Annotated in this window: 16 protein-coding genes; 10 read left to right on the top strand and 6 right to left on the bottom strand. The window is 36.4% G+C overall.

The window, feature by feature from the left end:
• Positions 1 to 14 precede the first annotated feature (14 nt).
• The 4 genes from RWM19_RS07025 to RWM19_RS07010 are packed head-to-tail and all read right to left on the bottom strand — an operon-like array spanning position 15 to position 4,000.
• Entirely contained in the window at positions 15 to 740 is a 726-nt protein-coding gene (locus RWM19_RS07025; RefSeq protein ID WP_294023299.1) for a response regulator, read from the bottom strand.
• A complete protein-coding gene (locus tag RWM19_RS07020) occupies positions 728 to 2,422 on the bottom strand; it encodes a sensor histidine kinase (RefSeq protein ID WP_313985344.1) in 1,695 nt (564 codons plus the stop codon). Before RWM19_RS07020 ends, RWM19_RS07025 begins: the two co-directional genes overlap by 13 nt.
• Entirely contained in the window at positions 2,392 to 3,384 is a 993-nt protein-coding gene (locus RWM19_RS07015) for an ABC transporter substrate-binding protein (RefSeq protein WP_294023297.1), read from the bottom strand. The genes RWM19_RS07020 and RWM19_RS07015 overlap by 31 nt, the downstream gene beginning before the upstream one ends.
• On the bottom strand, positions 3,371 to 4,000 hold the full coding sequence (locus RWM19_RS07010; RefSeq protein ID WP_313985340.1) for a histidine phosphatase family protein: 630 nt from the start codon (positions 3,998 to 4,000) through the stop codon (positions 3,371 to 3,373). Before RWM19_RS07010 ends, RWM19_RS07015 begins: the two co-directional genes overlap by 14 nt.
• A 154-nt stretch (positions 4,001 to 4,154) precedes the next feature.
• Between RWM19_RS07010 and RWM19_RS07005 the strand changes: the two genes are divergently transcribed.
• The 4 genes from RWM19_RS07005 to RWM19_RS06990 all read left to right on the top strand — a co-directional run bounded on the left by RWM19_RS07005 (position 4,155) and on the right by RWM19_RS06990 (position 7,869).
• Positions 4,155 to 5,594, top strand: a complete 1,440-nt coding sequence (locus RWM19_RS07005) for a [FeFe] hydrogenase, group A (protein ID WP_294025247.1) — start codon at positions 4,155 to 4,157, stop codon at positions 5,592 to 5,594.
• A 72-nt stretch (positions 5,595 to 5,666) separates the two neighbouring features.
• Positions 5,667 to 6,182 (top strand): hypothetical protein, encoded by a 516-nt coding sequence (locus RWM19_RS07000; RefSeq protein ID WP_313985336.1) that lies wholly within the window; start codon positions 5,667 to 5,669, stop codon positions 6,180 to 6,182.
• A gap of 83 nt (positions 6,183 to 6,265) precedes the next feature.
• Entirely contained in the window at positions 6,266 to 6,949 is a 684-nt protein-coding gene (locus RWM19_RS06995) for a hypothetical protein (RefSeq protein WP_313985333.1), read from the top strand.
• Positions 6,946 to 7,869: a PaaI family thioesterase gene (locus RWM19_RS06990; protein ID WP_294023292.1), complete on the top strand. Its 924-nt coding sequence runs from the start codon at positions 6,946 to 6,948 to the stop codon at positions 7,867 to 7,869. The genes RWM19_RS06995 and RWM19_RS06990 overlap by 4 nt, the downstream gene beginning before the upstream one ends.
• A gap of 172 nt (positions 7,870 to 8,041) precedes the next feature.
• On the opposite strand, the gene RWM19_RS06985 is transcribed toward RWM19_RS06990, so the two are convergent.
• The gene (locus RWM19_RS06985; protein WP_313985329.1) at positions 8,042 to 8,419 is read right to left on the bottom strand and encodes a metal-dependent transcriptional regulator; all 378 of its coding nucleotides are present in this window, start codon (positions 8,417 to 8,419) and stop codon (positions 8,042 to 8,044) included.
• Between the two features lie 177 nt (positions 8,420 to 8,596).
• On the opposite strand from RWM19_RS06985, the gene RWM19_RS06980 reads away from it, so the two are divergent.
• From RWM19_RS06980 to RWM19_RS06965, 4 genes are read left to right on the top strand one after another with little or no spacing between them, the layout of a single operon-like run.
• A complete protein-coding gene (locus RWM19_RS06980) occupies positions 8,597 to 9,091 on the top strand; it encodes a DUF3783 domain-containing protein (RefSeq protein ID WP_294023291.1) in 495 nt (164 codons plus the stop codon).
• Positions 9,084 to 10,019 carry a carbohydrate kinase family protein gene (locus RWM19_RS06975; protein WP_294023290.1) on the top strand — a complete coding sequence of 312 codons (936 nt, stop codon included), beginning with the start codon at positions 9,084 to 9,086 and terminating at the stop codon, positions 10,017 to 10,019. Before RWM19_RS06980 ends, RWM19_RS06975 begins: the two co-directional genes overlap by 8 nt.
• On the top strand, positions 10,016 to 10,921 hold the full coding sequence (locus RWM19_RS06970; RefSeq protein WP_313985324.1) for a pseudouridine-5'-phosphate glycosidase: 906 nt from the start codon (positions 10,016 to 10,018) through the stop codon (positions 10,919 to 10,921). The genes RWM19_RS06975 and RWM19_RS06970 overlap by 4 nt, the downstream gene beginning before the upstream one ends.
• Before the next feature lie 4 nt (positions 10,922 to 10,925).
• Positions 10,926 to 11,741, top strand: a complete 816-nt coding sequence (locus RWM19_RS06965; RefSeq protein ID WP_313985321.1) for an AAC(3) family N-acetyltransferase — start codon at positions 10,926 to 10,928, stop codon at positions 11,739 to 11,741.
• On the opposite strand, the gene RWM19_RS06960 is transcribed toward RWM19_RS06965, so the two are convergent.
• A complete protein-coding gene (locus RWM19_RS06960) occupies positions 11,738 to 12,193 on the bottom strand; it encodes a GAF domain-containing protein (RefSeq protein ID WP_313985318.1) in 456 nt (151 codons plus the stop codon). The genes RWM19_RS06965 and RWM19_RS06960 overlap by 4 nt on opposite strands.
• Positions 12,194 to 12,380: 187 nt before the next feature.
• Between RWM19_RS06960 and mgtE the strand changes: the two genes are divergently transcribed.
• Both mgtE and RWM19_RS06950 read left to right on the top strand, forming a co-directional pair.
• Positions 12,381 to 13,712: a magnesium transporter gene (gene mgtE / locus RWM19_RS06955; RefSeq protein WP_294023286.1), complete on the top strand. Its 1,332-nt coding sequence runs from the start codon at positions 12,381 to 12,383 to the stop codon at positions 13,710 to 13,712.
• Between the two features lie 133 nt (positions 13,713 to 13,845).
• Positions 13,846 to 14,394, top strand: a complete 549-nt coding sequence (locus RWM19_RS06950; protein WP_294020519.1) for a DUF402 domain-containing protein — start codon at positions 13,846 to 13,848, stop codon at positions 14,392 to 14,394.
• The last annotated feature ends 171 nt before the right edge of the window (positions 14,395 to 14,565 follow it).

Here is a 14,565-nt window from a genome sequence, read left to right as displayed (position 1 = left end):
TTAAATTTCTGATATTAGAGATTTTGATTTTGATATTCGCTAGGTGTTAGTCCATAGCGTTTTTTGAAAAGGGAAGAGAAGTAAGCAACAGATGTATAACCAGTTTGTTCAGCAGCTTCGCTGATTCTACAGTTATGTTTACAAAGTAGTTTCTTAGCATTCTCTAATCGTATACTCGTAATATATCCAGCAAGGGTATAGTTTGTTTCCTTATGGAATAGTCGTGAGATATGTCCTTCGCTGATTTCTAAATAAGATGCTATCTCATAGATGGATAAATTAGGGTTTGCATAATTTTGTTCGATGTATTCAATTGCTTTTTTGACATAACGGTTCGTATCATTAACCGCTTGTGGATTTTTTACCTTAGTAAGTTTTGGGATAAGCTTTTGTACGCTTGTTTCAATGGTGCCATCTTCAAATGGTTTTAAAATGTAGTCTGCAGCATATAGGCGTAATGCATCACGAGCATAATCGAACTCACTATATGCTGTTAGGAAGATGATTTGAACATCACTACCTTGATTACGTAATTGCTGTAACATTTCTATACCATTACAAAGTGGCATGTTAATGTCTGAGATGATTAAGTCAGGTAATGTTTCTTGATATTTTTCGAGTGCTTGAAGACCATCTTTGGCAACTGCGCAAACTGTAAAATCAAGTGAATTCCAATTGATATCATGAACCATTCCTTCTCTAGCAAATAGTTCATCATCAACAATCATTACTTTGTACATGGCTCCTCCTTATATGGCAGTGTTATCTGTATTAAAGTTCCACCTTCTTTTAGACGCTGTGCGTGAAGACCTGAATTTACACCAAAGTGTAAACGTAATATAGAATCAACATTATACATACCGATATGACCATCAATTTGATTCCATTGATGCGTGTTAATTAGATGCATCATTTCGTCATTAATACCGATGCCATTATCTTTTACAGATAAGATGATTGCGTCATTTTGTTTGCATGCATATACTTGGATGACGCCAGTCTCTTTCATACGTAAACCATGAATAATTGCATTCTCTACTAAGGGTTGAATAATCAGCTTAGGAATCTTATAGGATAATAACTCCTTTGGACAATCGAATAGGAATTGATATTTCCCTTGGAAGCGAATATTTTGAATTTCTCCATAATCGGAACAAATCTGAAACTCTTCTTCGATTGTTATGAACTGTTCTTTCACGATAGAAGTTCTTAATATGCGTGCAAGTTTTTGTGAAAGCTGAGAAATTGGTTCAACTTTAGCACCTTTTGCCATCCACTTGATTGTATCTAATGTGTTATATAGAAAGTGCGGGTTAAGTTGTGCTTGCATCATCGCGATTTGGATATCGGCTAATTGTCTTTGTGTTTCTATCTTTTGTTCTAAGAAGTTAGAAAGCTCTTCTGTCATAATATTGAAATTTTGAGATAATACTCCGAATTCATCATTGCGTACTACAGGAATTGATGTATCTAGCTTTCCTTCTTGTACTTGCTTCATTGCTTGATTCATCTGGTTGATTGGCTGTGTAAAAGAGGTCGTAGTTTTTTGTGCAACAACAATACATACGATAAAACTAAGAGCAGCGAGTAAGCCAACCATCAGATACATCCGATGCATCGTAGATGTACTAAGTACTTTAGGGTGAATAATAATTTGTTTAAAACCTGTATTACCTATATTTTGAATTGTGATGTAATAATCATTAAAGTAATCTTCATACTTTGAACCCGATATCCATGCATGATGTAACTTATTAAAAATTCCAGACGTCCCTAAACTAGTGTTTATATAAACTGGTTCATTCTCTTTACTGATAATTCCAAATCCTTCATCGTTAGAGAGTTGATTACTAAATAGATATGTGAAATCTTGATTGTCGATAGAAGCGACAATATAACCAATTGTTCTATTATTATGTTTTATTTTTGTTGCGATATTTAAAACGATTTGATTGCCTTCACTATCAACTTGCTTAATGATGTCTTTAGATGGATTTTCTAATGCATGTAAGATTCCCCAGTAAGTAGGTCGACGTGCAAGCTCGCATGTTGCATACATACAATTACCGTTCTGATCGTAAATTGAGAATGTTGCGTAATTTCGATAGGGGTTGGTTAACTGATAAAGCGTATTATATATTGATTCACTATCTGATGAACTTAGAAATTCTTGGTGTGATGATAATGTAGAAAGAGTTTTATCAATTCCATCTAAAAATGATTGAAAGCTTGTACTAATTTCTTTTGTCTCTTTTTTTACAGTAGTTTCATATGTATTGAATGTCATCGCTTGAAACAAGAAAATCAAACAAAAGCCACATAGTACAATTGGTACAACCGAAATCGCAATGAAACGATTGAGTAGGCGAATACGAACAGACTGACTTTTCTCTATTTGTTTATTTTCGTAGAAATGTCCCATAATTGTAGTATTTCCTCCTGCCTAAATTTTGACCATGGTACAAGATTTTGGTAATCTGCGAGATCAGTTAGTGCCGTGAGTTGATTAATATCTTGTCTTACGCTACGTCGGTACATTGTGGATGATAGGAATTGTTGTGCATCTTTACTGATTGTAAAATCAATAAATTTCTGTGCGTTATCTTTATTCTTTGCATTTTTTACAAGAAAACTACCATCGGATATAACGAAGAGATAATCAGGATAAACCATTGTAATGTTTGAATCTGTTAACATTGCCTTTTTTGCGGTTTCTTCTAAGGTAATTCCAATCAATCGTGTTCCTGTACTTACTTCACGGATGACTTCTCCACTCCCACTGGCAACATGACCATCTAACTGTTGATAAAATTTATCAATGTATGTAGGGTCATTCAATGTCATGAACGCATTCAAGATAGAGATGCTCGTACCTGAAGTGTGTGGATCAGCAAATGATATTTTCCCTTTCCAAGATTCATCACAAAAATCAGACCATTTTTGTGGAGCTCTTTGGTTATTGACTAACTTATTATTGTAGATAAAGACAAGCGGTAACTGGGAGAAGAGGGTGTAGTTATCATGTTGTTCTAAATATCGAAAATCAAGAGATGAGCTTTCACTAGCCACATAAGGTTCAATATAGTCCTGATAGTATGTATAGTTTTGAACATCGCCACCAAACATGACATCTGCATCTTCTCCATTTTTTATTTTTTCGAGCATTTCTGTAGTGCCGCCAGCTTGTACTTCAACACTGATACCTGTTCGTAATTCAAATTCCTTGATAATTGGTGCGTATACTTCGGACTTATGACTTGTAAAGATAATGAGTCTATTTGCTGGTGGAATCGGATTTGCATCATGTTTTGTAAAATGCGTGCAACCGGACAATAGAGAAAGTGATAGAATGCATGCAAGTATTTTTGAATTAATCATTAGCATGTCGATTCATATACTCCGCTTGGTTTAGTGGCCCCTCGACTAGTGAGAAGTTTCCATCTTCATCCTTAAAAACAGCAATTCCACCATTTCCAATTAAGCATTCACGATGAAGAAGCTCATCAGGAATATTCTCTTTCATAAGACTAAATAATAGATGTCTAAAGTATGCTCCATGAGAAACAAGAAGAACTTTATCTTGATCGTGACTCAGTTTGCGTAACTCACTAAAAGCATTTTGAATACGCTGTTGAATCATTGTTGGATTTTCACCACCTAAATCATCAAAAAGATCATTTGAAAAACGATATTGATATTCTGGGTCACTTTCATTTTTAATATTTCCATCCCATGATCCATAACTAAATTCACGTAATGAGTCAAAGATTTTTACATGCATGTGATGAGGCTCTAGGATTAGTTTTGCGGTTTGAATTGTTCTTGGTAAAGGGGATGTATATGCAGAATTAAAAGACTGGTTTCTTAACGCTTCCGTTGTTTGCAAAATCTGTTCTATTCCTTTGGAAGTTAATGGAGAGTCTGTTATACCTTGCATGCGGTTTTCCAAATTAAATATGGTCTCTCCGTGACGAACATAATAGTAGTAAATTGTCTTCATAATGAACTCCTAATTTTAAGTTCATTATAGACTGAATTTATTAAAATGTTAAACTACAAAAGATGTATAGCATGGGGATGAATTACTGTGCTTAGAATTGTTTTTTTTATTAAATAATGGTAAATTCAGAAGTGTGGATAGAGGAGAGAAATTCATGAGTAAGTATCAGTTTTTAGATAAGAGAGTGCCGATAGCTGACGACAATATTTCTATTGTCCAGGATTTATCAAAATGTAAGAATTGTACCCTATGCAGACGTGCTTGTGCCATCGATGCCGGTGTATTTGACTATTATGACTTGACTACAAACGGAGATGTCCCAATCTGTATCAATTGTGGTCAATGTGTAGTATCTTGCCCATTTGACAGTTTAAATGAACGTTCAGAATTAGACGGTGTAAAGGCTGCGATCCAAGATCCTGAAAAGGTTGTTGTATTCCAGACTGCACCAGCAGTACGTGTAGGACTTGGTGAAGAGTTCGGTATGCCTGCCGGAACATTCGTACAAGGAAAGATGATCACAGCTTTACGTAAGCTTGGTGGTGACTACGTACTAGATACAAACTTTGGAGCAGATATGACCATTATGGAGGAAGCTTCTGAGTTAATTGAAAGAGTAATCAATGGTAATGGACAATTACCTCAATATACAAGCTGCTGCCCAGCTTGGGTTAAATTTGCGGAAACATTCTACCCAGAATTGATTCCACATCTTTCAACTGCGAAGAGTCCAATCGCTATGCAAGCCGCAACGGAGAAGACTTACTTTGCTAAAAAGAACAATATTGACCCTAATAAGATTGTTTCTGTATGTGTAACACCATGTACAGCCAAGAAAGCAGAAATTCGTCGTCCAGAAATGAATTCATCTGCAGGATATTGGAATGAAGAAGAGATGCGTGATTCCGACTACAGTATTACAGTGCGTGAACTTGCACGTTGGATTCGCGAGGCTGGATTAGATTTCGCTAATCTTGAAGATGGTAAGTTTGATCCATTAATGGGTGAAGCATCTGGTGGAGGAATTATCTTTGCCAATACTGGTGGTGTTATGGAATCCGCAATGCGTTCTGCATATAAGTTTGTTACAAAGGATGAAGTACCTGCTAACTTGATTCGCTTTGATGCGATTCGTGGCTTTGAAAATAGTCGTGAAGCAGATGTACAAATCGGTGATAAAGTATTACACGTTGCCGCAATTCATGGTACAGGTAACTTCCGTAAGTTCTATGAACATATGAAGGAAACAGGAACACATTATGACTTTATCGAAGTAATGGCCTGCCCTGGTGGATGTATTGGTGGTGGAGGAATGCCACGTCATAAGCTTCCTCAAGTCAAGGCTGCGAAGGAATCTCGTATTGCGTCCTTATATGAAAGAGATAAGCTCAAGCCAATCAAGGCACCACAGGATAACCCTGAAATCCAAGTGTTGTATAATGAGTTCTATGACGCTCCACTAAGTGAGAAGGCTCATCACATGTTACATACAGAAGGATTTATCAATCGCTCATCTGATTTAGGTCCAAACGGCGCTTGTACACCTGAAACATGTCCAACTTCCGTTGCAAACTTGAAAAAAGCACAACAATAAGTGATAAAATAAAGATGAAACTTCATATGAAATTTCATCTTTTAAAATGCTTATGCATGTCAGGAGGATATGATGAATAAGATTAACAAAATAAGAATCGTTACTGTCTTTACGACCGTTCTATCATTCATCATGTTAGGAATCGGTGCTGTAGTTGGAAGCATTTCAGCCTATATATTTGTCCAGATGAATCAAGTTCCATCCTTTGATACACTGGGAATGGATGTAAATGGAAAGTTAACCTTATCACCTTTTGTACATATGACAAGTACACCAATGTTTCAACTGGTTTGTGTTTCACTTATTGGGGTAGGAATTGGAATTGTCATCATCAACATTATTCCGTGTATAACAGGAATTCAAACATTTAATATGATTAAAAATAATGGTATTCAAGAACATGAATGCATGGAGTTGAGCAGAAGAGATGGATTCTTCAAATTTATGGCATCTATTGTCCCACTCATCATGTTAGTTACAGTCTATTTGATATTCCGTATTGGGTATATTTATTTCTTCATCTCATATTGTCTATTGGTTGTGCCAATGTTAGTGTCTTTATATCAAATTTGGTTGTGTAGAGAATAAATGTTAAGTGTTACGGGTGCCTTTCTAAGTGAAAGGAGATTGTAACACTTTTTTAATCACTTAAAACTCTGTAAAATATAGATATGAAAACAATAGAGTACCAAAATCGAAAATATACGCTACTAGGAGATACACAGGCTAGTACATTTTTGATGTATTTGGTAGATGAATCTAATCCAGAGGATTATAAGCAAATATTCCAAAAAATATCTCATCAAAATCAAGTATGCATGATTGCGGTAGCTATCCATGATTGGCAAGGGGAACTGTCTCCATGGTCTGCACCTGCAATTTTTGGAAAACATGATTTTGCAGGGAATGCATCAGTATTATTATCTGAGTTAGAAAGTTTTTGGGATTGGTTTCAATGTGAACGTCAGATAGAGTCAGATCATTTGTATCTTTGTGGATATTCTTTGGCTGGACTATTTGCATTATGGGCATCATGTCAAACAAATCTTTTCGAGAAGGTTGCGGCTGTTTCTCCGTCTGTGTGGTATATGAGTTTTGTGGACTATCTTGAACAACATCCAATTTATACAAACGCTGTGTATCTGAGTCTGGGCGATAGAGAATCAAACGCAAAAAATAAAGTCATGGCTACCGTTGGAACATGTTTTGAATCTGTGATAAAAATCCTGCAGAAACAAAATATTCATTTTATGTATGAGTATAATCCTGGTAATCACTTCCAAGATGTTGAATTAAGAATGACAAAAGGAATCCATAGTTTATTACTTGCCAGCGTAAAAGAGGAGGAATCATGATAGAACTTTTATATTTAGGTGACTATAGTTGTCGCTTAACTTCAAAAAATAATACCGTTTTATATGTGAATCCTGAAAAGGGGAAAGATTATAGCAAACAAGCAGATATTATCCTTCAGACCACGGAAGCGAATAAATCATTGGTACAATTACATATCACAACAAATCAAACCAAAATCATCAATCAAGATTTACTTGAGATAGGTAAGAAGTTTATTTATCGTGATATACAGATTGAAAGAATCGCTGAGGATACATATCGCATAGAAGTGGATGATAAAAAGATTCTAATCTGTGGTAATCAAGATATTACTGTAGATGGTGAAGATGATTATGCGCTGGTACCTATTTTGCATACTGAAATATCAGATGAGAAAATAGGGACTCTAGCCAGACAGATTATTCCAATCCACACTTCGCAAGAAGCACTGTTTGATTATCGTGTAGCGATTGCACTACAGTTTGATAATAAGTTGATTCTTGAGCCTGCGATGAAGGTTGATCTACAAGAAGAAAATCATCGAAATTTAAAAGAATTAGAGACACAATTATATCCACTGCTATTAGATGCGGCAGAGAAATTCCATATGACGATGATTTGTATGAATGATGGTGTAGCGATGGCACAAATGATAGTTACCCCAAAGGATATCAATCCCCTTGGTCTAGTATATGGTGGTATTAGCTACAACTTTGCGGATATTGTGGCAGGATGTACCTTCTATTCAGCAGGTGGATATGGTCCAACTGTATCCGCAAACTATGATTATCTTCGCTCTACTGCAGATACTGAAAGTCTTGTTGCGATTGCGAAAGATATTAAACGCGGAAAACATATTCATTTTATTGAAGTAGAGATTTATAACGATGTGGCAAAACTGGTCGCAAAGGGTGGATTTACCTATTTTGTGCAAAATTAAAAAACATTGAAAATTAGGGATTGAATTTTTGTCTGCAAGCGCTTAAAATATGGTTTCAAACCTACGATGCCGGATAAAAGAAAATACGATACCGGTTCAATAAAAATAAAAATTGTCCCGGTTATAGACTGGGACTTTTTATCGCATAAAAAGAAAAATCCGAAGAATCGGATTATTCAAAATGATCAGCAAATTTTTCTTTAATCTTCTCAAATGTCTCATCACTGAGATCGTGTTCAATCTTGTGCGCATCTCTTGCGGCAGTTTCTTCGTCAACACCAATACTGATGAAGAAATGAGTTAATACACGATTTCTTTCCCAAATGCGTTCAGCAATCTTTTTGCCAGGAGCGAGTAATTTGAGAGAACCGTCTTTGTCCATGGAGATATATCCATTCTCGCGCAGCTTCTTCATCGCAACACTTACACTTGCTTTGGAGAAACCAGTTTCTTCAGCAACGTCAATGGAATGTACTATTCCTTTTCGCTGTTGAATCACTAGTATAGCTTCTAAATAGTCTTCAGCGGATTCATAAATAGGCATAGCCATGTGCATGGTCCCCCTTTCAATAAGTATATTTTAAATGGATTTGATATAAAATAAAAGAGCAATGCTTTATTTGCATCAATAACACGGAGGTAATCAGTGAAAAAGGTAATATTTTACGGAATATCAGCATCTGCAACACAAATATATAAAGATATATTAGAGCAGATGGGTATTAATATGATAATCATCGGAGATGACTGTCTTAGTAAAAGATTTAAGCAAGTTTTAAATATGCAAGAATCTACATCAGAGATACACGAGAAGTATGATGGTTCCTATCTTTTGATGGATGGATTATCAAAAGAGGAAATTATGATTATGAGTGAATCTTTTGATGGGGCAGATGTACCATTTGATGGCATCATGGTTAGTGCAACACAAACGAATCGTGAATGGACGTTAGAAATGATTTTTGAGGAAGCAAAACAAGAAGCTAGAATCATGGAACAGATGTATCATTTACAAATGATGATTGAGTCAACAAATGGCATGGATTTAAATCAATTAGAACCAGAACACGCCGCTATCTTAAAGCGAGCTCTCATGGATTCCTATTTGATGTTAATGAAAGAAGAATATACATATGAGCAGATTTCAGCACAAGCTCGCATTCTAGAGGAAGCCCTTAAAGGAACAGAACATCTAAAACAGAAGGAGAGTCATCATGAGTAGTATTTGCGTGATTGGTGGAGCGAACATTGATATCGTTGGTTCAAGTATCGATCCATTACAGAATTTTGATTCCAATCCTGGTGAAATTTCCATCGCCTATGGAGGAGTAGGAAGAAATATTGCACAGATTTGTGCACTACTTGGTGAGAATATTAAGTTTGTGACTTGTTTCTCTGGGGATAGTTATGGTCAAGCAATGAAGGAAGATTGCAAGCGGTTAGGAATGGATGTATCCATGTCGTCTACTGAAGAAGATCTTCCAAGTTCCATGTATATTGCGTTATTAGATAATAATCGTGATATGAAACTTGGCATGAGTGACATGAGAATTTTACGTCGTATGGACGCAAAAATGTTACAACCAATCTTAGAAACATTGCATGAAGATGATATCATTATCATAGACTCCAACTTAGATATGGAGAGCATTGAATATATCGCAACACATGCAAAAGCAAGGATTGCGGCAGACCCGGTCAGTGCGCATAAAGCAGCTAGACTAAAGTCTGTATTAAATCACCTAGATATCTTTAAGCCAAATCAGTTTGAAGCATCGGAATTAACTGGTATTTGGATTAAGGACGAAGAAACGGCAAGACAGAGTTTGGATTGGTTTATCGAGCATGGCGTTAAAGAAGTGATTATTTCAATGGCGGATCGTGGTATCTTGCTAGGAACAAAAGAGCATAAGACTTGGTTTACACATCGTCAAATCAATATGGAAAATGCGACTGGTGGAGGGGATTCCTTACTGGGAGCATATGTAGCAAGTCGACTTGCAGGAAAGAGTCCATTAGAGTCAATGAGATTTGGTATTAGTGCGGCTGTTATCAGCATTGAACAAGATGCAGTTAGAAGACGCAATTTAAATACAGAAGAAGTAAACGCTAAGATTTCAGATATGAAGATAGAGGAGAAAACATTATGAAAGTAAGAACAAATGAAGAAGTATCAAAGGCACTAGCAGAACACAAGCCTGTTATCGCTCTAGAATCAACAATTATCTCACATGGTATGCCATACCCACAGAATGTTGAAACAGCATTAAAGGTTGAGGCAATCATCCGTGAACATGGTGGTGTACCTGCAACAGTCGGTATTATTGATGGTGAAGCAGTTGTTGGTATGACACCAGAAGAAATTGAAGAATTTGGCAAGCGTGGATTAAGCATTCCTAAGGTATCTCGTAGAGATATTCCAGTGATTATCGCAAAAAAGAGTTGGGGTGCATCTACTGTTGCGACAACAATGATTCTTGCGGCTAAGGCAGGAGTTGAGTTCTTTGTGACTGGTGGTATCGGTGGTGTTCACCGTGGTGCAGAAACTACATTTGATATCTCCGCTGACTTAGAAGAATTAGGAAATACAAACGTTACAGTTATCTGTGCAGGTGCTAAGGCTATCTTAGACTTGCCAAAGACATTAGAAATTTTGGAAACAAAGGGTGTTCCGGTATTAGGTTTCCAAACAGATGAACTTCCTGCATTCTATACACGTAAATCAGGGTTAAAGGTTGACCACAAATTAGAAAGCTATGCTGAAGCTGCGCAAATCATTCATGCAAAGAGAGACTTTGGTTTAGATGGTGGTGTATTAATCACAAACCCAATTCCAGAAGAATATTCTATGGACGCAGATGCTATTAACGCAGTGATTGATTCTGCTATCAAGGAAATGGATGAAAAGGGGATTAAAGGAAAAGAATGCACACCATTCTTACTTGCTAAGATTGCAGAAATCACTGGTGGTAAGTCCCTTGAATCTAACATTCAATTAGTATTCAATAACGCGGCTGTTGGCACAGAAATTGCAAAGGAATATTTTAAGTAAGCTTATGACAGAGATGAAACGGACAGTTTCTGATCCAGTAACAAAAGATAGTTTTATTCAAGCACTGAAAAGTCTTGGTATTACTGGCAATCAGATTTTGGAAGTACATTCACAGATGTCTAGTTTCGGATGTGTAATTGGTGGTGCACGAACAATCGTAGATGGCTTGATGGAGTTGTGCGAAAATGGCGGAACAATTCTTATGCCAACACAGTCAGTTGATAACAGCGAACCGAGTGATTGGGAATATCCAGCGGTTGCACCGACACTATACAAAGAAATTCGTGAAGCAATCCCGGCTTACGATGCAAAGACAAGTAATGTACATTACATGGGATCGGTTGTTGAAAACTTTAAATTGAGAGATGGTGTGATTACTTCCTCACATCCTACCTACTCTTATTCTGCATGGGGTAGATACGCAAGATTATTATGCAATCATCAATCAACACATTTTCCATTAGCAGATGAATCTCCTACAGCAAGACTCTATGAATTAAAAGGATATGTACTTTTAATTGGTTGTGATTTTGATTCCGCAACATGCATGCATCTAGCGGAGTATCGCTCCGATTGTCGACCAATCGGCATTCAAGGCGCAAAGGTCAAGACGGCAGAAGGAGATGTGTGGAGAAAATATCTCGATTTACAGTTAGATAGTGATATCTTCCTGAAAGTTGGGCAAATGATGCGAAAGAAAAACATGGTTAGAGAAACCATGTTAGGTGGTTGCAAGATTACGCTATTCTCAGCTGCAAATGCAATTGATGAAGCAATGCGTTATTTTGATAAGACCATGGTATACGATTTATATCGTTAAATCCAATGATGCTGTAGGTATGCTTGTGCAATGTCATAAGCAGCCTGCAGCATTTCATTTTCTTCCTCTTGGCCAAAGCGATTTATAATAGGAGAATCAATATCAATCTCACCAACGCACTCTCCATTTACAATAATCGGCACACAAAGTTCACTGCGACTATCACAATCACAAGCAATGTGTCCTGGAAAAGTTAGCACATTATCAATACGTTGCACACATTTATCACGATAACATTTGCCGCAGACACCTTTCTCAAAAGGAATCCTTGTACAAGCAGGTTTTCCCTGGAAAGGGCCAAGAACGAGTTGACCTTCTTTTACAAAATAAAACCCAATCCAGTTGATATTTTTGTAATTTATTTGAATGCAAGCACTGACATTGGAAAGTGCCGCAATCTTATCGCTTTCTTCTAAAAAAGCACATATTTGTTTATTTAATATCGTTTTCATGAGAAAATCATAGCATAGGGTTGATTAAAATAAACATGGAATTATAATGAAACAAGAGGGAGGCTATATCTATGGATGATATATCTGGTGAGTGTAACACGGATGTAAAAACGAATAAATGATATAGCCATAAAGGTCCTTTTTTATGATGGCTGTATCAGTCAATCATGAGGGAGGATTTTTTATTATGAACAAGGACTTAGTTTTAGAGTGGATCAAAAGCAACAATTTAAAAGAATTACATGAATATCTAAAGAAGCAAAACGTCGTTGATATTGCGGAGTTTCTCCACGAGTTGGATGATAGTACACTAGCAATCTTCTTTAGAATTTTGGAAAAAGAAGAAGCAGCAAATGTTTTCTCTTATTTAGATAATGAAGAACGCAATCGGTTAATCAAAACATTTAACAATACCGAGATTGTAAACGTGATTAATGAACTATATTCAGATGACGCAATTGATTTCCTATCTGATATGCCAGCAAATCTAGTTACACAGCTATTAGATAAAGTTGATGATGATGTTCGCAAAGATATCAATCACTTATTGAAGTATAAGGATGATACTGCAGGAAGTATCATGACGGTTGAATTCATTGAGTTTACAAAAGAAATGACAGTTGCGGATGCGCTAGCTAAAATCAAGCGTGTTGGTATCGATAGTGAGACGGTGTATACCTGTTATGTAGTAGAAAGCAGAAAACTAATTGGTATCGTCAGTGCGAGGAGCTTGATGTTGAGTGACTCTGATGTACTTATCAAGGACATCATGAAGACAGAATTTATCTATGCATATACTGGGGATGATAAAGAAGACATCGCTAAAAAGATGAAGAAGTATGACTTGATTGCCTTGCCAGTATTAGATGTAGAAGATTGCATTGTTGGTATTGTAACATTTGACGATGCGATTGATGTCTTAACAGAAGAGACAACAGAAGACATGCAGAAGATGGCTGCGATTGTGGCAAATGATAAGCCATACCTAACAACATCTGTGTGGGAACATGCACGTAGTAGAATTGTTTGGCTATTAATCTTGATGTTTTCAGCAACACTAACAGGTAGTATCATTTCTAACTATGAACACGCTTTTGAAGTGATGCCGGTACTGGTGTCCTTTATTCCTATGCTAATGGATACAGGTGGAAACTGTGGATCTCAGAGTTCAACTTTGATTATCCGTGGTTTAGCAATTGATGAAATTAAGTTCAGCGATTTCTTCAAGGTAGTTTTCAAAGAATTTAGAATTTCTATTGTTGTGGGCATTATGCTAGGTATCGCGAACGGCATTAGAATTGTATTGTTGAACCATGATGTATATCTAGCGTTTGTTGTTTCAGCTTCAATTGTTGTAACAGTTATGATTTCCAAGTTCGTAGGATGTGTATTACCGATTGTTGCAAAGAGATTAAAGATGGACCCAGCAATTATGGCTGCACCATTAATTACAACTATTGTAGATACACTTGCAATTATGGTGTATTTCTCAATCGCATCACAAATTTTCAACTTATAAAAGTTTTGGACCTTCATCACCATGAAGGTTTTTTTGTTGAATGTATATATAAGGTAGGATGTAATAATCAAATAACTCGCTTGCGAAATATGAAATCAGTTGTAGAATGAATAACAGACGACAGGAGATTTTCATGTATCCAACAGTAGGTTCATCAGTTCATATTCAAAGTTTTAAACACGACGGAAGTTTACATCGCACATGGTGCAAGGGTTTTGTTCTTGAAGCAGATGAGGACAGAATCGTTGCAGTTACTGACCATGCATGGGTGATTGAAGCGGATAACCGTAAGTGGCTTACACGCGAACCGGCTGTATGTTTTTTCTATAGAAAGAAATGGTACAACGTCATCTCTATGATTCGTCATAGTGGTATCTACTATTATTGTAACTTGGCGTCCCCAACAATATATGATGGTGAAGCAATCAAGAATATTGATTATGATTTAGATGTAAAGCTCTATCCAGATCGTACATATCAGGTTCTTGATGAAAACGAATATTTCGAACACGCGAAGAAGATGAATTATTCAGATGATGTTATGGATATCGTTGAAGCACAATTGGATAAGTTAATTATGGATATGGAAGAGGAGAAAGAACCGTTTAATAAAGAGTGCATTGATAAGTATTATCAGCTTTATTTAAAGATGAGCTCAAGCCAGAATCTTGAGAATGAATAAGGTTTAAATTAGCTTAGACAAACTTTTCTAAAATTTTTCTCAAAAAGTTTATAAAAGTAATTGACACCAGGATAGATACTTGGTATATTAATACAGCACTCTTCGGAAGGAGAGGGGCAGAGATCTTTGAAAACTGAACAGGAATAAGACACATAAACAACGTCAAGCAAA

The organism is uncultured Solobacterium sp. (assembly GCF_963517755.1).
Classification (GTDB): Bacteria; Bacillota_I; Bacilli_A; order Erysipelotrichales; family Erysipelotrichaceae; genus Bulleidia.
This window is presented reverse-complemented; position numbering and strand designations above follow the sequence as displayed.